This is a genomic window from Mycoplasma milvi, assembly GCF_048284715.1.
Classification (GTDB): domain Bacteria; phylum Bacillota_I; class Bacilli_A; order Mycoplasmatales; family Metamycoplasmataceae; genus Mycoplasmopsis.
On the sequence record NZ_JBLWAH010000003.1, the window covers coordinates 35,461 to 55,821 of the forward strand.

Sequence of the window (20,361 nt, forward strand, 5' to 3'; positions counted from 1 at the left end):
TCAATGCCATTACACAAAGTTAAACAAAATAACAATGACAGCATTTTTGGCTCAAGACTTGCAGATATTCAATTGCCAAAATATAAGATGCCAGATAAAGAATCTGACCCTGATGTAGTTTTAGAAGTTGTTAAAGATGAATTATTTTTAGATGGTAATGCAAGACAAAATTTAGCTACATTTTGTCAAACATATGAAGAAAAACAAGTTCATGAACTAATGGATTTATCAATTAATAAAAACTTAATTGATAAAGATGAATATCCCCAAACTGCAGAAATTGAACAACGTTGTGTATCAATGATTGCAAATTTATGGAATGCTTCTAAAAAAGAAGAACCAATTGGAACTTCTGGAATTGGGTCTTCTGAAGCTTGCATGCTAGGAGGAATGGCTTTACTTGAACGTTGAAAAGAAAAACGTAGAGCAGCTGGAAAACCAATTGATAAACCTAACTTAGTATGTGGACCTGTCCAAGTAGTTTGAGAAAAATTCTGTCGTTATTGAGACATTGAAATTAGACAAGTTCCAATGGAAGAAGATAGATTCTATATGGATGCAGAAAGCATGTTGAAATATATTGATGAAAACACCATTGGAGTTGTAGCAACTTTTGGGTTAACCTTTACGGGAGCATATGAACCTATTTATGAATTATCTAAAGCTCTAGATAAGTTTGAAAAAGATACTGGATTAAATGTTGATATGCATATAGATGCAGCCAGTGGAGGATTTTTAGCTCCATTTGTTGCTCCTGAAATTGAATGAGATTTTAGAGTTCCAAGAGTTAAATCAATCTCAGCTTCAGGCCACAAATTTGGACTAGCACCTCTTGGCGCTGGTTGAGTAGTATGAAGAGATAAAAAATTCCTTCCAGAAAAATTAATCTTCCATGTTAACTACTTAGGTGGTGATATGCCTGTATTCCAAATTAACTTTTCAAGACCTGCTGGCCAAATTATTTCACAATACTATCTTTTCTTAAGACTTGGAAAAGAAGGGTATAGAAAAATTCACCAAAACTGCTATGACACAGCACAATACATAGCAAGTGAAATTGAAAAAATGGGATATTTTGAATTAATTAATGATGGAAGTCCAAAACACGGGATTCCAGCTACAACATGAAGATTCAAGCAAGGTGTAAATCTTGGGTTCAATCTTTATGACTTAGCTGATAAACTTAGAGTAAGAGGATGACAAGTACCAGCTTATTCAATGCCGGCAAATGCACAAAATGTTGTGGTTCAAAGAGCTTTAGTTCGGCAAGGCTTCAGTAGAGATATGGCTTCTATTCTAATTGAAGATATGAAAAAAGCTATTGAAGATTTAAAAACTCATAAACCAACAGTTTCACTAGATGAAAAATCAGGTGGATTTAAACACACATAATAATTGCAAAGTCTCAGTCTTATGGCTGAGATTTTTCTTTTTGCTTATAAAAAAATAAAAAAATAAATAATGCAACTTTTTTAAAAAGTGTGTAAAATATATTTAGCGTGGTCGCGTAGCTCAGCTGGATAGAGCACGAGCCTTCTAAGCTTGTGGTCGGAGGTTCGAATCCTCTCGTGATCGCCATTTTTTTATACCCTTTTTTAGGGAAATTTCTAAAAATAATAATTTTGACTTGCATTTTTAGCTCGTTTGACTCCGATAACATTTTTAATAAAAATGTTATAATATCAAAACAAAATATAGACTATAAAAAGGAGGTAAATATGTGAAAAATGTTTAAGATTTTGCCAGGTAAAATAAAAGCACAATTTGGTATCGGTATTTTAATCGTAATTATCAATGTGGCCTTAACAATGATGTTACCTATTTTGCTTTCTCAATTTTTACCATTGGTAATACAACCGCATGATGATCCAACTAAAGATATTCAACTTGAAATATTTAATTATGTTGTTTACTCTTCAAAAGATTGGCAACAAGTATTTAATACTTTATTAGTCACATTTATTATCGTCTTGATATTAGCAGCTGGTACATCATTTGGATATGTGCTAATAATTATTTGAGCCGGAGAAAAAGCTTCTAACTTCTATAGAAACACATTATTTAAAAAATATCAAAAATTGAGTTTAAAAGATATTGCACAATTGACAAATGAAAGTTTAATTACTAGAATTAACGATGATGTTGCTGTCTTTTGAGATTTCTTAATTGGTGCTTCTATATCCTTGATTAAAGCACCTTTATATATTGTTGTTGGTTTAGTGTTTGCATTTATGACTGACGTTAACTTAACATGATCAATTATTGCAGTTATCCCTCTTTTAATCTTTGTTATTGCTTATATGTTTATTAAAACTAATCCATTGATTAAAAAGAGTAGAAAGAACTTGGACTGAATTACCAAAGAAGTTGATGAATCAATTAACGGAGCTAGATTCATTAAAGCAAACAATCTACAAATGAACCAATATAATAAATTTAATAAAGCCAACTCAGCTTGACTTGCTACAGAAAGAGCAAGCTTTAAATACTTCGCTATTGGTATGCCTGCATTCTTCGTTATTATTAACACTATTGTAGTTATTATCTATGCAATTGGTAAAGTGCAATTAGATGCTTTAGCAGCAAGTAATAGTTTAAGAACCGAAAATGGAGCACAATTAATTGCTAAGTTAAATGTGTTCATTGAATATGAAGTGTTAATTGCACAAGGTATTATTCTATTCTCACAATTTTTAGGTTCATTTTTCAAAGCTAAAATTTCAGCCGGTAGAATTGTACAAGTGCTAGATAAAGAATATGATGAACTACATGTGACAAATGGTCTCATTATTAGTGAACAAAATAATGTAGCAGATTATTCAATTGAATTCAAGGATGTTAACTTTAAATATTTTGAAACATCCGAGGACTATGCTTTATCAGATATTAACTTTAAAGTATTAGGTGGGCAAACACTTGGAATTATTGGACCAACTGGTTCAGGAAAAAGCACTATTGCCAACCTAATTGTTAACAACATGAAATATAATGAAGGAAATATCCTCATTAATGGTAAAGAAGTTAAAGATATTGATACAACTAACTTACACCAAAATGTTGGGATTGTTTATCAAGAAGCTTTACTATATTCAGGAACAATTCTTTCTAACTTAACATTTGGAAAAGAAGATGCTAGTGAAGAAGAAATTAACCGTGCACTAAAAGCTTCATGTGCTAATAACTTTATTATGACATTTGAAGATAGATTGCAACATCCAGTAGTGCAACGTGGAAAAAACTTATCAGGTGGGCAAAAACAACGTCTGTCAATTGCACGTAGTTTAATTATTGATCCTAAAATTTTAATTTTAGATGATTCAACCTCAGCACTTGATAACATAACAACAAAAGCTTTAATTAAGAACATTAAAGAAGATTATGACTGTACAACAGTTATAATCTCACAAAAAATTAATTCAATTAAACATGCCGATAAAATTCTAGTCATGGACAGAGGAAGAATAATTGCTCAAGGAACTCACCAAGAGCTACTTGCAAGCTGTCAATGATATAGAGATATAAATACAAACCAATTAGAACAATAGAAAGGAGAGTAACTTATGGATAATATGTACGAAGGTCGTCAAATTAGCAAAGAACTAAGTAAGAACAAGAAAATGAAAACTGATGTTAAACTATTTCAAACCTTTAAAACTCTACTTTCTTACATTACTAAAGACAAGAAAAGTTTAGCTATAGCTTTAACATTCAGCTTTATTAATTCTGTTTGTTATATTGTGGGTAGCTTTATGATTGGGATAATTATTCAATTATTCTTTGCACCTTACTTAGGTGAAAAGGCTACTGGAAATATTGGAGATTTCAACACTCTACATTTTGTATTAGCACTAGTTGGACTTGGACTATCATTTATCTTATATGGTATTTTCCGTTACCTTGAGCAAAGAGTCTATATTAAATTATGTTTTGAAGCCGGAGCTAGATTACGTGGTGAATTAATGAGTAAATTATTCCGTTCACCTATTAGCTTTTATGATAAGAACAAGACTGGAAATTTAATTTCAACCTTAGTGGTAGATATTAATAACGTAGCTAACTCATTATTTCAAATGATGGTGCAAGCTGCAACAAGTACATTTAACATCTTAATTTCAATAGTTGTTATGTCACTTGCTTCAGAATTATTAACTTTAATTGTTATTCCAGTATCTTTAATCTTATTTGCTTTTGTATTCTTATTAATTAAAAAATCACAACCTTACTTTATTAGTGTTCAAAATGCCTTCGGTCGGCTAAATGCTTTCGTAGAAGAAATGTTAGTTAACACTAAAGTAACTAACTCATTTGATCGTCAAACTTACATCTATAGCGAACTTGAAATTATTACTAAAAACATTCGTAATTCAGCTTATAAAGGTGATATTATTGCTAAATCCTTTGATACTTGATATGGACTAATCTCCAATTTAATTATTTTAGCTATTTCAGCTATTGCAGCTGTTTTCTATCTCAAAGGTGTTAATGTTTGAAGTGCATTTAGCTTTATGGTTAATAAAGATGGATCTCCAACTGCTGGTTTAATCGTGCTATATGTTTCATTAAACTGAAACTTCATGGGACCATTCCAAAGCATTCTATCAAGTACCTTTAATGCACAAGTGGGGGTTGCCTCTACTTCTCGTATTTTCAACTTATTACAAGTACAAGTACCAAGTCGTGAACATGAAACAATTAAAGTAGAAAAAATCATTGGTCAAATTGATTTTGAAGATGTTTACTTCAAATATAACCCAGATGCCTTAGAATATCAATTAAAAGCAGCAAGCTTCTCAATTAAACCTGGTCAAACAGTAGCAATTGTTGGACCGACTGGAGCTGGTAAAACTACAATTATTAGCTTGCTTTCTAAATATTATGACTATGATCGTGGATCAATTAAGATTGATGGTAATGAGCTTAGAAACTTAGATACAGTTAGTCTTAGAGATAATATGACAATTGTATTGCAAGATTCGTTCTTATTTAATGAATCAATTCTAGACAACTTAAAGATGACTAATCCCAAAGCTACTATGGAAGAAATTGAACAAGCAGCTAAATTAACTCATGCTCACCACTTTATTATGAATATGGCCAATGGATATGACACATTAATTGAAAATAATGGTGCTAACTTATCTCAAGGCCAAAAACAACTAATTTCACTAACGAGAGCGATTTTAAGTAACAAGAGTTTATTGATTTTAGATGAAGCTACATCAAATATTGACTCAAGTACTGAACAAATCGTTCAACAAGCTATGTTAAAACTTATGGAAGATAAAACTACATTTGTTATTGCACATAGATTAAGTACTATTAAAAATGCTGATGTTATTATTGTAGTTGACAATGGATTGATCATTGAAAAAGGTACTCATGAAAGTCTACTTGAAAAGCAAGGATTCTACTACAACCTATATACATCACAGTTTGATAAATAATTATTTTGCAAGCATAAGCTTGCATTTTTTATTCCTTTGTAGTTAAAATATACCTAGCGCAATTGCATAAAAAAATATAAAAAATATTTATTAAAAATTCATTTTGTATTATAATAATAAAGCACAAGGCACCATAGCCAAATGGCCAAGGCATGAGTCTGCAAAACTTTGATTACGGGTTCGAATCCCGTTGGTGCCTCCATTAATGCGCCCGTAGCTCAACTGGACAGAGTGTTAGGTTACGGCCCTAAAGGTTGCGGGTTCGACTCCTGCCGGGCGCGCCAATGACTTGCTTTGTGTAAAAAAATAAAAAATTTATTTCCAAAGATTGTTATTCGTGCTATAATATTAACGCAAATAACAAATTGCGAGTGTAGTTTAATGGCAGAACTTCAGCCTTCCAAGCTGACTATGAGGGTTCGATTCCCTTCACTCGCTCCATATCACTTTAGTGACCATAAACTCCACATTGGAGTTTTTTCTTTATTTTCAGGATATAAAACTAAAACTTTGATAAACTTTAATTATTAATAATTAAAGTCAAGAGGAAGGAACATGGAAAAACATAATACAACTGTTTTAGCGATCTTTATTGTGTTTGTTGTTATTGCACTATTGCTAATATTGTTCCTTTCAATAATTCTTATTCGGAACATTTATTTTAAAAAGAACACAGGCTATATTTCAGACTTGCGCATAACACTGCAAAGAGAAAACACTAAAAATAAAGATGCTATTCAAAAGTGTGCTATTTTAGCTAAGAATGAAAAAACTTTTGAGCCTATATGTGATAAGCTTAAAACTACTAATCAAGATATCTGCCAAAAGAAAGATGTAATTTTACAACATATTGTAAGCTTAGAAGGTGTGATTCAAGAAAAGAAATTCTTTAAAGTAGTAAAAGAAAGAAGAACTCTTAGACGTTTATTTGTTAAATACAGTGATAAATGTAAGTCATTTGATCAAATAGCACAAGAGTTTGATATCGATTGAAAACTAATTGATGAAGTCTTTACTAACTATTTGGAAATAGTGGAATATTACAAAGAAGTGCTTAATAAAAATAAGGTTATTACCAAGAACTTAAATCCAATTTTAACTGATAAGGTGCAAAAGATGGCCAAACGTTTAAATGAGTTAGATAACTCTAAATATAAGGGACAATTTTCACAAGCTGATAAGAAAATTGATGATTTAAGAGTTAGATTAAATGATTTAAACAATTTAATCATTGGTGCAAGTAAAATAGAATATTATCTATTTGATATCTTACCAAGCGAACTAAAACAAGCCATTAAAAAAGAAACTAAACCAAAAGTACTAGCTGAGTATAAAGTGCTAAGTCAAAACTTAGAAAAGCTTTCACAGTCATGACATGAATTCGATTCAAATAAGCTAGCTTTAAACATTACTAAAATATATGACGTCTATTGAAAAATTTATCATGGAGCAATCCTTAATCAAAGTATCAAGGAATTTTTTGAAAGGGTTAAAAAAGACCTTTCACAACTATGAGCAACACGTAAAAAGCTTTATCATGAAGTACAAAAAGAAACAAGCAAGCTAAATCGTGCTTATAATGCACTTGAAACTAAAGTTAATGCAATTAATAATTTAACTACACTTGCAGATATTATAAAAGCTGTTAAAGAATTCTTGCAAGCTGTTAAGACTTTTGATGATGCTTATTTAAACTATAAGCTTGAAGTTTACCATATAAGTGGAATTAAGGTACAACGTGATATAGATCTAGCTAATGCTATTGAAACTTATTTTGCGGTAATAGAAAATGAGCACTTAATCAATGATCCTGAAATAAATGAGGCTAAAAAACACTTACAAAACCAATTTGAAACTAATATTAAGAAATATAAAAGTTGATCTAAACATCAACTTGTGTGAGATGATTTCATCCACACTTTGGCCTACTTAATTAAAAAGATAGCAATTAATGAAAAATACCATGAAATGTATGATGCTTTATGTCTTGAAGTAGCAAGCAATGAGCGTTTCTTGTTGGGAGAAGAAAAAATTAATGCTTATAAAGAATTAATTAATCAAACTAGACTGCAAATACAACAAAATAACAATTACCAAGAATCTTATCAAGCAGTTAAAAGATTCTTAATTAAGGAGAAATATGTACAGTAAAATTTTAATTAGATATGGTGAGCTTGTGCTTAAGAAAAAGAATCGTAAAACTTTTATTAATACACTAGCTAATAATATTAAACACATTGTTGGCGAAGCTCCACAAGTAGAATTTGACAGAATGTATTTAACATATTCACAACATAATATGGATAAGTTAAATTATGTCTTTGGAATTAGTTCATTTTCACCTGTAGCAGTGGTTGAAAATGATATTAAAGTATTCAAAAATACTGCTTTAAAATTAGTTAAATCAGATGCTAAGACCTTTAAAATAGCAGCTAGAAGAAACTACAAGCAATTTGAATATTCTTCTGATCAAATTAACCACATTTTAGGTGGAGAAATCTTAAAGAACACTAATTTAAAAGTTGATGTACATAATCCTGATCAAACTTTCTATGTTGAAGTTAGAAATGGTAGAACTTACATGTTTTCTGAATACTACGATGGGCTTGGTGGCTTACCTGTAGGTGTTTCTGGAAAAGTGCTACACCTAATTTCTGGTGGTTTTGACTCACCTATTGCTGCATTCAAAATGATGAAACGTGGAATTAAGGTAGACTTTTTAACCTTTATTACACCACCTCAAACGGATGAAAGAACTATTGAAAAAATTACTAACTTAGTAAAAGTGTTAAATCAATACCAAGTAACTTCAAACTTATTAATAGCAAATTATGCCAACTTAATGAATTATATTTCATTTGTTTCTCGTGAATCTTACAAGATTACTTTAATGCGTAGAAGCTTCTACCGAATTGCTGATCAAATTTGTGATAAATATGGGCAAATGGCAATTTCTAATGGAGATAACTTGGGTCAAGTTGCCTCTCAAACTCTTGAATCTTTAAGCACAATTGGATCAGCTTGTCATAGACAAATTCTGCGTCCATTATTAACATATGACAAAAATGAAATTATTGATATTGCTAAAAAAATTGGAACTTATGATATTTCAATTATTCAAGCAAATGAAACTTGTGAATTATTTGCTCCAAAAGAGCCTGTTACAAAACCTAGTGTAGAAGAAGCAACAAAACTAGAAACAGAACTAAGCAGAATTTTAGAATTAGAAAAAGATTTAGTGGAAAATAAAATTGAAATTGCAAGAATTAAACTAGACAATTAAATTTAAATAATAACTTTTATATCACACCGAAAATTTGTGTGATATATTTTTATGCCTAGAAACAAGGCATAAAAAAAATGGAGTTTTAGATTTATATAATTGTGCAAAATGTGATATTGTTATAAAATTTATTTATAAATTTAATAACAATACATTAAGGAGGAATATATATGACAAAAAGAGTAGTTATTGGAATGTCAGGAGGAGTTGATTCTTCTGTAGCAGCCTACATTTTAAAACAACAAGGTTATGACGTTGTTGGATTATTTATGCGTAATTGAGACAGTATTGTTAACAATGATATCTTAGGAAATGCAGATATTTCACAAGACGTTTGTCCGCAAGAAAAAGATTACCAAGATGCGCAAGCTGTAGCCAAAGCGTTAGATATTCCTCTTTTCCGCGTTGATTTTGTTAAGGAATATTGAGATAATGTCTTTGAAAACTTTATTGAAGAATACAAAAAGGGACGTACCCCTAATCCAGATATTTTATGTAACAAGTACATTAAGTTTAATGCTTTTGCTAAATATGCTTTTAATGAATTAAAAGCTGATTACATAGCAATGGGCCATTATGCTAATGTAGTTAATGGACATTTATACCGTGCAGCTGATCAAGATAAAGATCAAACATATTTCTTAGCACAACTAACACATGAACAACTTGAAAAAGTAATTATGCCACTGGCAAAATTAACTAAGCCTGAAATTAGAGAAATTGCTAAAAAGTTAAACTTAGTAACAGCAACTAAGAAGGACTCAACTGGAATTTGCTTCATTGGTGAAAGAAACTTTGGACAATTTCTACAAAACTATATTCCTGCTCAAGAAGGTGATATTGTAGATATTACTACTGGAAAGAAATTAGGCAGACATATTGGTTGTTTCTATTATACAATTGGGCAACGCAAAGGGCTTAATTTAGGTGGAATGAGTGAACCGTATTATGTTTGTGGTCATGATGTAAGACAAAACATTTTATATGTAGCCCCTAACTCACACCCTGAATATTTAATTTCAAATAGTTTACTAGCTAGTGATTTAACTTTAAATAACACAGATTTTAATCCCGATAATCTATCAGCTAAATTTAGATATAGACAAAAGGATATTAAAGTCTCAGTAGAATTTTCACCTGATCGTAAAATTAAAGTTTTTTATCCAGAAGGTGCTTCAGCAGTAACTCCTGGGCAACAAGTTGTCTTATATGATGGGGATAAATGTATTGGTGGAGCAATTATTGACGAAATATATATGGATAATATTAAAAAAGATTACATTTAAAAGAGGTTTTTATGAATTCAAAAGAAATTAGAGAAAAGTGATTATCATTTTTTGAATCAAAAGGACACTTTATTGTGCCTTCAAAAAGTTTAGTGCCACATAATGACCCTTCACTTTTATGAATTAACAGTGGGGTAGCTACTTTAAAAGATTACTTTGCTGGTAAAAAAGTAGCACCTGCAAAAAGATTAACTAACTCTCAAAAAGCAATTAGAACTAATGATATTGAAAATGTTGGTATTACAGCTCGTCACCATACATTTTTTGAAATGCTTGGTAACTTTTCGATTGGAGATTACTTTAAAAAAGAAGCTATTGCTTTTGCAAGTGAGTTTTTACTTGATGTACTAAAGTTAGATAAAGAAAAACTTTATTTTACTTACTACTATGAAGATTTAGAAACTAAAAATGAATGAATGTCACATGGTTTTGCAGAAGACCACATGATACCAGGAAGCAAAGATACAAACTTTTGAGAAGTTGGATCAGGACCTTGTGGACCTAATACTGAAATATTTTACGATCGTGGAGTAAAGTATGATACTAGAGGAATTGAATTATTAAAAGAAGACCTAGAAAATGATCGTTACATCGAAATCTGAAACATTGTTTTCTCAACTTATAATTCAAATGGTGAAGGTCAATATACTGAATTAAAACAAAAGAACATTGATACTGGGGCTGGACTTGAAAGAATTGTTTCAATCATGCAAGATGCTCCAACTAACTTTGATACTGACTTATTCTTACCTATTATTCATGAAATTGAAAAATTCACTGAGTTTAGATATGACATTAATAACTATTTCACTAAAGAACCTGAACAAATGTTTATTAACTCATGTTTTAAAGTTATTGCTGACCACATGCGTACTGTTACAAATGCTATTGCTGATGGTGCTAAACCTTCAAACGTTGGTAGAGGGTATATTTTAAGAAGACTAATTCGTAGAAGTGTTTATAAAGCAATGCAACTTAAAGTATATGAACCATTCTTATACAAATTAGTTGACGTTGTTAAGGCAAGCTTACCTTTTGAATATGAAGTTGAACCAATTAAACAAATTATTAAGGATGAAGAATTAACTTTCTCACGCACTATTGAAAATGGTAAAAACCTATTAAATAATTACTTAAATGATGATATTGTAATCTTTCCTGGTGATGTAGCTTTCAAATTGTTTGAAACTTATGGATTCCCAGTTGAATTAACAGCTGAAATTTTAGAGCAAAAGAATATCAAGATTGATTATGAAGGATATGAAAAAGCTAAGAAAGAACATGCTGATGCTTCAAGAAATGCTAAATTATCTGGAATGGACAAAGTTATTAACTCGCTTACAATTTTAAAATCAAAAGTTGATAAATTTGTTGGATATGAAACTACTCACAATGTTAGTGACATTTTATACTTACTTGATACTGAAAAAGAAGTTACTAGTGCAAATGGAGTTGCTTATGTAGTTCTAAAAGAAACTCCATTTTATGCAACTAGTGGTGGTCAAAAACATGACCGTGGTTACATGCAACAAGGTAATGAAAAAATCTTAATTTTAGATGTATTTAAAGATAAATTTGGTAACCACATTCACAAAGTAGAAGGCAAGATTAATAAAGAATTACCTGTTGAATGTTTTGTTGATGAAACAATTCGTTTAGGACTTGAAAGAAACCACTCAGGAACACACTTAATGTTTTGTGCTCTAAGAAATGTGCTCGGAAATCAAATTAAACAACTTGGATCAGATAACAATGAAGAACGTTTAACATTTGACCTTCCAGCTGACAGTAAGCCTACAGATGCACAAATTAAAGAAGTAGAACGTCTAGTACGTAGTTATATTGCTCAAAATGCTAAACGTGACTATTTGCAAATGACCACTGAGCAAGCTAAAGAACTTGGTGCAATTATGACTCTTGAAGAGTCAGAATACATGAACCCTCAAAATGTCCGTATTGTTAAGTTTGATGGAATTACTGCTGACCTTTGTGGAGGAACTCACCTTTCAAATACAGCTAAACTTGAAAACTTCAAAATTACTAATGTTGATAAAAAAGCAGCTGGAATTTATAGAATTAGAGCTATCTCTTCAAATGCTTTAGTTAATGAATACCTAGAAGAAGAAGTTAACAAGTTACTTGTTGAAGTTGAAAAGATGCTTGAAAAGAATATTAAATTAAATAAAGACTACACTTATGAATTAAACATTCCTGAAGATAAAGAAGCAGCAATTGATTATTTACAAGGAACACTTGAAACTTTAAAAGAAGACAATAAGAAGATTCAAAAAGAATTAGCAAGTAGTTTTGAATTTGATTATGATAATATTGAATTACTTGATATTAAAGGCCACAAAGTATACTTAAATCAAGCAATTGATAAAGCTAATATTAAAACAGTAGCTTCTACATTAAGAGAAAAGTACCAAGATATTTTAGTAGTACTGAGTTCAGATGAAAGTAATCCTATGTTAGTGGTGGCTTCAAAAACTTATAATTCAAATGCTATTGCTCAACAACTATTTAAAAAACTTAATGGTCGTGGTGGTGGAAATGCTATTTTATCAATGGGTAAAGTAGCAAGTGCTAATGAATTATTAAACTACATGCAAGAAGAATTAGTATGAGAAAACTAGGATTAGACTTAGGAACTAAAAGTTGTGGCTTTGCTATAACTGATGAAAATGAAATTATAGCTAGTGGTCTTGAAAACTTTATGTTTGCTGAAAATGATTTTGAAGCTGCGCTTGATCGTGTTGAGTTCTATCTTAACCAATACAAAAACAAAATCGATGGTATTGTATTAGGCTATCCACTTAAAATAAGTGGTGATAAGAGTGAGCGTACCTATATGGTAGAAGATTTTAAACAAAAACTAATTGCTCGTTTTAATTTGCCAGTGCTCTTTGTTAATGAACAATATTCAACTAAAAGAGCTAATGAAGCAATGATGGCAGCTGGCTTAACTCAACAAAAGCGCAAGGCTAAAAAAGATCAATTAGCAGCATTAATTATTTTGCAAGATTATTTAGATTATTATCAAAACAAGTGAGGTAAATAAGATGACACATGAAGCTAGAGTAGCATTAGGTGTTTCTGCCTTAGTGTTAGTCATAATTGGTTTTGCAATTTACATTGTAATGCAAGTATTAGCTAAAAAAATGCGCAACAAAATGCTAAAGAAAACTCAAGAAGAAGCAATGATTCAAATTCAAGCCTTGAGAAATGATTTAGGTGAGCTACCATATGAGCTAAAAGATTACCTAAAGTCAAAAGCTAATGATATTGACATTGAAGGTATTATCAATACTATTTATCGTAATGAATATAAAAATGTGCTAGTAGTTAATAACCAAGATTTATTCCCAATTGTTGCTATAGCTCAAAAAATTAAGGGTCAAACTTATGTTTATTCTAAAGAAATTCAATATGATAAGTTAGAAGATTTAAGATTAAAATTCCCTGATCATTTTCCAAATGAAATCAAATTATATGATGATAGTGAAATTGATTGTTTAATTCTTATGAATGCTAAAGGTGATATTAATGATATCTTTGATAAATTAAGTAAGAAATTACACAAGGGAATGATTTTAGTTTCATTTGCTAATCCAAAAAGCGAAATGAAACGTATGATTAGCTATTTAAAAATGACAGATATGCCTTATGAAGTGTCATATATAAGTTCAAAATATCTATTTATAGTTAAAAAATAATAAGGTAAAATATAGTAAATTAGAAAGAGGATTGTTATGCCAAATACAGAACAACAAGGAAAAATATATTTATCACAAGAAACCTTAGATAAATACAAAAAAGAATATGAATATTTAATTAATGTTGAAAGACCAGCTGTACAAGCTGCCTTAAAAGAAGCTAGAGCACAAGGTGACTTGTCAGAAAACGCTGAATATGATGCAGCTAGAGACAAGCAAGGAGCAATTGAAGGACGTATTTCTGAATTAGAACAAATCCTTGATAATGCTGTTTTAATTGAAGGAAATGAAAAACACCAAAGTCAAGAAGTTGTAACAATTGGTTCTAAAGTAGAATTTACAGTAATTGCTACAGGAGAAAGAAAATCAGTTACAATCATGGGTGTGCATGATGCTGATCCATTTGATGGAAAAATTTCAAACAAAAGTCCTCTTGCAGTAGCTATGTTAGGTCAAAAAGTTGGTGATATTGTTGAAGTTGATACAGCAACAAAATACAACGTTAGAATAGAAAATGTAGAATTTAGCGTATAGCTAAATTTTTTTTATTTCTATCCCTACACTATAGGAATAAAAGGCTAAAAATAAAAAATTAGAAATGTGTTATAAAATTAAATGAAAAATAAGCTTTTTTAACTTTATAGTGATTTTTATTCCTATGCAGTAGTAATAAAACTTTATTTTGAAATATTACACTTTTATCATATAATACTTCCTATGAAAAAGAGTATTACAAATATATGAGATATCAAAACGATTGTTTACTTAGCTCTATATTTAGCAATAATAATTGTTTTTACGTTTACACCTTATACAGGCTATATTACTGTAGGAATAGTATCAATAACCACTATTCCACTAATTATATTAATTGCCTCAATTCACCTAGGATACATTGGTATTTTATGAACTTGCTTTAATTTTGGATTGTGATCTTTTGTTGGTTCAATTATTTTACAGTTTCCAATCTTTAATTTAGTTTATATTTCACTAGTACCAAGAATAGTACTGGGTCTGATTCTTTGTGGCCTTTATTATCTGCTATTTAAGGTCTGAAGTTTTAATTTAGCTTCAGTAGCTATTTACGCTTTTTGCATCTTTATGCTAAATACTATGCTAGTATCAAGTGCTTTATTAATCACGATTCAATTTAAGGATCTAAATATTGGCAATGCTAAAGTTTGATTTGGATTAATTTGAATAAATATGCTAGTAGAATGAGGTGTATTGGAAGTTATTTCACTAGCTTTATATCCATTTTTAAAATGAGCAAAAAATAAAACTGCTCAAGAATCTTGAAAGGAGTCAAAATACTAAAAAAGTATTTTGATTTTTTTAAACTTAGGTCCTAAATTTACTTTATAATAAAACAAATATTAATTGCTATAACTGCAAGGAGGGCATATGATTATTGGGATTTCAGGAATGATTAGTAGCGGAAAAAGCACATTGACTTCAAAATTATTACAACACTATAAAAATTCAATCTTACTTGAGGAATATTCAGAAAATGATGAGGTCTTTACCACTATGTTAAATTGATTTTATGAAAAAAGACCTAATTTAGATTTATCTTTTCAAGCTTATGTGGTTGAAAATCATTTAGCTAATGTGGATAAAGCTATTGCTAAATTTAATCAACTTAAAATGAATCCTAATAAAGACTTATTATTCCTAGATCGTTTCAGTGCAGAACACTATGTTTTTGCTTTAGTTAACTTAAAGAAGTTATCACCTAAAGCCATGCAAGCCTATGACGCACTGTTTAAAGTTTTAGTTAGTCAAAATGAGTTACCTGAATTTGCTATTTTTTTAGATGTTTCATATGAAAATTTTGAAAAAAGACTTTTTGCACGTGGAAGAAAAGTCGAAATTGATAACTATGAAGCAAATAAAGCTTATTTTAAGGAACTTTATCAAGTTTATAAAGAGGCTTTTATTAAGATTGCTAATACTTACAATATTAAATATGCCATTATTGATACTAACATTCTAAGTGAGGAACAAGTCTTTGCTCAAGCAGTTCAATTAATTGAGGAGTATAAAGAAAATCATGTTACAAATATTTAATAAGAATAAACAAACAAAACATCCAATGGTTAAGAAAGTACTTTTTGACCAAGCTTTTATTGAAAAGCATATTGTGCAATGTGCAAACTGAGTTAATCAAACTTATAAAGATTCAAATGATCTAATTATTGTTGGTTTACTTAAGGGTTCTATTCCTTTTTTAGCTCAACTAATTAAAAGTGTTGAAGTAGATCATAAGTTAGACTTTATGACTGTAAGTACTTATGCAGGCTCACATGCAAGCAGTGGAAGTGTTAAAATCATCATGGATTTAGCTAATGACATTGAAGGAAAAGATGTCTTAATTGTTGAAGATATTATTGACAGTGGAATTACCCTACAAAAAGTATGCTCAATGTTAAAAGAAAGACATCCTCATAGCTTAAAAGTGCTGACTTTAATGGACAAACCTTATAATCGCAAGGTTGATTTTCAAGCTGATCATTATGGTTTTGTTGCACCTGATGAATTTTTAGTTGGATTTGGCCTAGATTACGATGAAAAATTACGTAACTTACCTTACATTGGTGTATTTGATAAAAGTTTTATTAAATAGAAACTTATAATATATTAAAAATAATTAAAAGTTAAGCTTCAATTCTTTTATATGGATTGAAGTTTTTATTTATCCTTTTTGATTTTCTGTATAGGTTTTAAAATTTTGTGTTAAATAATTCTATTTAATGTTTATGGTAATAGTGATATTAAACAAGTTGTCAAAATCTTTAGACTTATATTTATTTCTTAATAGTTAATAATTCCCTTTATTTAAATAAAAAGTCAGTATAATTTAAACATTATGAGTAATTTAAATAAATTTTTCGATCTTAAGACTACAGAAATGCGTATTGCTGAAAAAGCTCTTAAAAAGATCAATCAATTAGAACCTATTGTTGAGAAATTTACTGACCAAGAATTGAAAGAAAAAACTCAATTCTTTAAGGATTTATTAGCTAAAGGTTATAGCTTAGATGATATTAGAAATGATGCTTTTGCAGTAGCTCGTGAAGCAACTAAAAGAGTACTAGGAAAACGTCCTTATGATGTACAAATTCTAGGTGGATTACTTTTAGATTTAGGATCAGTTGCAGAAATGAAAACGGGAGAAGGAAAAACTATTACTTCTATTGCTCCTGTATATTTAAATGCTTTATTAGGCAAAGGGGCTATTGTTTCAACAGTTAATGAATACTTATCAGAACGTGATGCTATTGAAATGGGACAAGTATTTAACTTTTTAGGTCTAACAGTTGGTATTAATAAAGCACAAATGAACCCATTTGATAAACGTAATGCTTATGCTGCTGATATTACTTATTCAGTACACTCCGAACTAGGTTTTGACTATTTAAGAGATAACATGGTTAAGGATGGAAGCGAAAAAGTTCAAAGAGGTTTACAATTCTGTTTAATTGACGAGGTAGATTCAATTTTAATTGATGAAGCAAAAACACCTTTAATTATTTCTGGTGGAGATGCTGAAGATACTTCTTCATACTTTGCAGCTGACCAATTTGTTCGTACATTAAATAAAAATGACTATTTAATTGATGAAGAATCTAAGGCAGTTACCTTAACACACGCTGGTATTGAAAAAGCCAATAAGTTTTACCACACACCAAATTTTTATAACATTGAAAATTCAGAAACTGTGCACCTTGTGCAAAATGCTCTTAGAGCCCACAAGATCATGAGAATTGATGTTGAATACATTGTACGTGAAGGAAAAATTGAATTAGTTGATGCTTTTACTGGTCGTATTATGGATGGGCGTAGTTATTCAGAAGGACTACAACAAGCTATTCAAGCTAAAGAAATGGTTGAAATTGAACCAGAAACCAAAACATTGGCAACTATTACATATCAAAACTTCTTTAGAATGTTTAAAAAGCTTTGTGGAATGACGGGAACTGGTAAAACTGAAGAACAAGAATTCATTGATATCTATAACATGCGGGTAAATGTAGTTCCAACTAATAAACCAATTGCTAGAATTGATGAACCTGATGCAATTTTTGCCACAGCACAAGACAAATGAAATGCTGTAGTAGAAAAAATTATTGAGTTATATCAAAAAGGACAACCAGTTTTAGTTGGTACTGCTCAAATTGAAGATTCAGAAATCGTTCACAAAATGTTAATTAATCGTGGTATTCCACATACAGTACTTAATGCTAAGCAAAATGCTTCAGAAGCTGAAATTATTTCTCATGCCGGTGAAGTTGCTTCAGTAACAATTGCAACTAACATGGCTGGACGTGGTACTGACATTAAGCCTTCTGCAGAAGCACTTGCACGTGGTGGATTATATGTGCTTGGAACTGATAAAGCTGAATCAAGAAGAATTGATAACCAATTAAGAGGACGTTCTGGGCGTCAAGGAGATGTTGGTACAAGTAAATTCTTTGTTTCAATTGATGATCAATTAATGCAAAGATTTGCCAACTATGAAAGCTTTAAAGAAGCTTATGCTGATTCAAAAGGTAAAGAAGTAACTAATAAACAATTACGTTTTGCTTTCAATCATGCACAAAAGAAAATCGAAGGATTTAACTATGACTCACGTAAATCTGTTTTAAATTACGATGATGTTATTAGACAACAACGTGATTTAATCTATGCTCAAAGAGATTTAATCCTATATAGTAGAGATATTGTCTTTATTGTGCAAAGAATGATTGCTTCTTCAGCTCGTAGCATTGTTCGTAGAGGAGAATACAGATTGCACAATAATACTTATAATTACGCCGCACTAGTAAGTTTCTTAAATGAAAATATTGCAAGTTTAATTAAATTCCACTTTGATTTAGGAGAAATTTCAAAAGTTCATGAAAGTGATTTACCTGAATATATTGCTAATATTGTGCTGACAGTTTATGAACAATGACAAGAAAATGCATTTGAAAATGCGAGTCAAGATGAAATTTTAAGTTTACTGAAAGAAACTATATTACAAACTCTTGATGAAAAATGACAAGCTCATATTAACAAAATGGATAAATTACGTTCAAATGTTAACTTAGTTCAATATTCACAAAAAAACCCATACCAAATTTATACTGAAGAAGGAACTAAGGCCTTTGATGCTATGATTGATGATATTGCTTATGGTGTGCTATTAAGAATCTTCTCAAATAGAATTGGAATGAAATCATTAATTACTAAAGAAATGCGTGCTGATAGTGTTTTCCAACAAATTTTATCAACTATGCCAATGGATCCATATCGTTCAATTGAGGATCAAGAACGTACTTTAATTGATATTTATAATTCAATTAAACGTAGACTTGATGAAATCGAACAAGAAAAAGCTATGCAACTAGCTAAAATGGATCAAGCTTTACAAGAAGCTAATGCAACATTTGTGCCTGAAGAAAATACACCAAGCTTTTTAGAAAAAAATTACCAAAATAATCAAGCTCAAAATAATGATAATAATTCAAATATTGAGCCAAATAGCATAAATACAAAAAAGAATAATTTTGCAGAGAAAAACAGGGAAAAACCATATAATTTATATATGGAAAACTCAATAACAAGGGACAACCAACACAGAGTACTTCGTGCTCATACGTTATATCCTGTGAGAAGATTCCCAAGTAGACCAAGAAAATTTATCATTCAATATGTTTCATTACCCACATATGAAGAAGTAGATTTAGAAGAAATGGAGAATAACATGAAAAGATGCCTTAGATGTTCTAGAAATTTTAGAAACTGTAAACACGTAAGACAATGAAAATTAACTGCTGAAGAATTTGAAGAATTTAACAAAGTTCCAGTTGTGGAAGAAGTAGCAGAAGAAATAATTATTGAAAAAATTAAACACAAAGAACCTGTAGTTATTGAAGAATTAGTAGTTGTTGCTAAAAAATGTCATTGTGATGACAAATGTCAATGCCCTTCAGAAGAAGAATGCAAATGTGCTAAAGAAGTTGCACAAGATATCCAAGCAACAGAAGCAATGGAACAAGTAGTTGAACAAGTTGCTAAAGAAGATGATAGCAATTTCGAAACAATGGAAACTAGAGAAGAAAATGTTATGCAACCAGTTGGTGGAGCATGCTGTGGTGGAAACTGTAAAGCAAATGAAAATGCTAACAGAGTTAAACGTCACGTTGATGAAAAGAAATCAACTTCAGCTATTTTAGCTTACCAAGAAAGAATGCAAGAACTAGACTCTGAAAACATTGCAAAAAGAATTAACGAAATTGAAACAGCAAGAGCAGGAGCAAATGATGAAATTGCTAAAGAATGTGCACAAGAAGAATGCGCATGTGACAATGTTGCTGGTCAAAATGAAGAATGCAACTGCTACACATTACACAATGTTGCTTTAGAATATGTTGACTACTTTGTGGAATTAAAAAATAGATTATAAAATTAAAGTTCACCTAGCCTAGTATAGGTGAATTTTATTATCGCACATAGTATTATAGTGTATAATACTATCGAGCCGACATCGAGTGTAGTAACTTTGATGCCAATCGCCTTCATTAGAAGGTTTTTTTAATATTTTTATAAATTTAAAATTAAACTATAATATAGCAATTAATAATATA

14 protein-coding genes and 4 tRNA genes are annotated in these 20,361 nt (G+C 30.2%); all 18 read left to right on the plus strand.

The annotated features are described in order from the left end of the window. Window positions 1–3: 3 nt before the first annotated feature. The 18 genes from gad to secA all read left to right on the plus strand — a co-directional run bounded on the left by gad (window position 4) and on the right by secA (window position 20,180). On the plus strand, window positions 4–1,392 hold the full coding sequence (gene gad, locus ACNQ13_RS01790) for a glutamate decarboxylase (RefSeq protein WP_416741659.1): 1,389 nt from the start codon (window positions 4–6) through the stop codon (window positions 1,390–1,392). 109 nt (window positions 1,393–1,501) lie between these two features. Next, window positions 1,502–1,578: transfer RNA gene (locus ACNQ13_RS01795), tRNA-Arg, on the plus strand. Between the two features lie 140 nt (window positions 1,579–1,718). Beyond that, the gene (locus ACNQ13_RS01800) at window positions 1,719–3,545 is read left to right on the plus strand and encodes an ABC transporter ATP-binding protein (protein ID WP_418027961.1); all 1,827 of its coding nucleotides are present in this window, start codon (window positions 1,719–1,721) and stop codon (window positions 3,543–3,545) included. A 15-nt stretch (window positions 3,546–3,560) separates the two neighbouring features. Next, window positions 3,561–5,444, plus strand: a complete 1,884-nt coding sequence (locus ACNQ13_RS01805) for an ABC transporter ATP-binding protein (protein WP_418035552.1) — start codon at window positions 3,561–3,563, stop codon at window positions 5,442–5,444. Between the two features lie 127 nt (window positions 5,445–5,571). Then, window positions 5,572–5,646 (plus strand) — tRNA-Cys (locus ACNQ13_RS01810). A 5-nt stretch (window positions 5,647–5,651) separates the two neighbouring features. Then, a tRNA-Arg gene (locus ACNQ13_RS01815) sits at window positions 5,652–5,728 on the plus strand. Window positions 5,729–5,811: 83 nt separating this feature from the next. Beyond that, window positions 5,812–5,885: transfer RNA gene (locus ACNQ13_RS01820), tRNA-Gly, on the plus strand. 114 nt (window positions 5,886–5,999) lie between these two features. Beyond that, entirely contained in the window at window positions 6,000–7,595 is a 1,596-nt protein-coding gene (locus tag ACNQ13_RS01825) for a hypothetical protein (RefSeq protein WP_418018840.1), read from the plus strand. Then, on the plus strand, window positions 7,585–8,727 hold the full coding sequence (thiI, locus tag ACNQ13_RS01830; protein ID WP_418035553.1) for a tRNA uracil 4-sulfurtransferase ThiI: 1,143 nt from the start codon (window positions 7,585–7,587) through the stop codon (window positions 8,725–8,727). The genes ACNQ13_RS01825 and thiI overlap by 11 nt, the downstream gene beginning before the upstream one ends. A 170-nt stretch (window positions 8,728–8,897) precedes the next feature. After that, complete coding sequence (mnmA, locus tag ACNQ13_RS01835; RefSeq protein WP_418035555.1) at window positions 8,898–10,013, plus strand: tRNA 2-thiouridine(34) synthase MnmA; 1,116 nt, start codon at window positions 8,898–8,900, stop codon at window positions 10,011–10,013. An 11-nt stretch (window positions 10,014–10,024) separates the two neighbouring features. After that, complete coding sequence (gene alaS, locus ACNQ13_RS01840; protein ID WP_418035557.1) at window positions 10,025–12,649, plus strand: alanine--tRNA ligase; 2,625 nt, start codon at window positions 10,025–10,027, stop codon at window positions 12,647–12,649. Then, window positions 12,637–13,074, plus strand: coding sequence for a Holliday junction resolvase RuvX (gene ruvX / locus ACNQ13_RS01845; protein ID WP_416741652.1), 438 nt, complete (start codon window positions 12,637–12,639; stop codon window positions 13,072–13,074). Before alaS ends, ruvX begins: the two co-directional genes overlap by 13 nt. Before the next feature lies 1 nt (window position 13,075). Next, window positions 13,076–13,729 carry a BC85_0335 family putative methyltransferase gene (locus tag ACNQ13_RS01850; RefSeq protein WP_416741651.1) on the plus strand — a complete coding sequence of 218 codons (654 nt, stop codon included), beginning with the start codon at window positions 13,076–13,078 and terminating at the stop codon, window positions 13,727–13,729. Window positions 13,730–13,765: 36 nt separating this feature from the next. Further along, window positions 13,766–14,263 carry a transcription elongation factor GreA gene (greA, locus tag ACNQ13_RS01855; RefSeq protein WP_418018844.1) on the plus strand — a complete coding sequence of 166 codons (498 nt, stop codon included), beginning with the start codon at window positions 13,766–13,768 and terminating at the stop codon, window positions 14,261–14,263. 183 nt (window positions 14,264–14,446) lie between these two features. Then, window positions 14,447–15,046 (plus strand): hypothetical protein, encoded by a 600-nt coding sequence (locus tag ACNQ13_RS01860; RefSeq protein ID WP_416741649.1) that lies wholly within the window; start codon window positions 14,447–14,449, stop codon window positions 15,044–15,046. A gap of 87 nt (window positions 15,047–15,133) precedes the next feature. Further along, window positions 15,134–15,799 (plus strand): deoxynucleoside kinase, encoded by a 666-nt coding sequence (locus ACNQ13_RS01865; protein ID WP_416741648.1) that lies wholly within the window; start codon window positions 15,134–15,136, stop codon window positions 15,797–15,799. Then, window positions 15,783–16,355: a hypoxanthine phosphoribosyltransferase gene (hpt, locus tag ACNQ13_RS01870; protein WP_418035558.1), complete on the plus strand. Its 573-nt coding sequence runs from the start codon at window positions 15,783–15,785 to the stop codon at window positions 16,353–16,355. Before ACNQ13_RS01865 ends, hpt begins: the two co-directional genes overlap by 17 nt. A 243-nt stretch (window positions 16,356–16,598) precedes the next feature. Beyond that, the gene (gene secA, locus ACNQ13_RS01875) at window positions 16,599–20,180 is read left to right on the plus strand and encodes a preprotein translocase subunit SecA (RefSeq protein ID WP_418035559.1); all 3,582 of its coding nucleotides are present in this window, start codon (window positions 16,599–16,601) and stop codon (window positions 20,178–20,180) included. The last annotated feature ends 181 nt before the right edge of the window (window positions 20,181–20,361 follow it).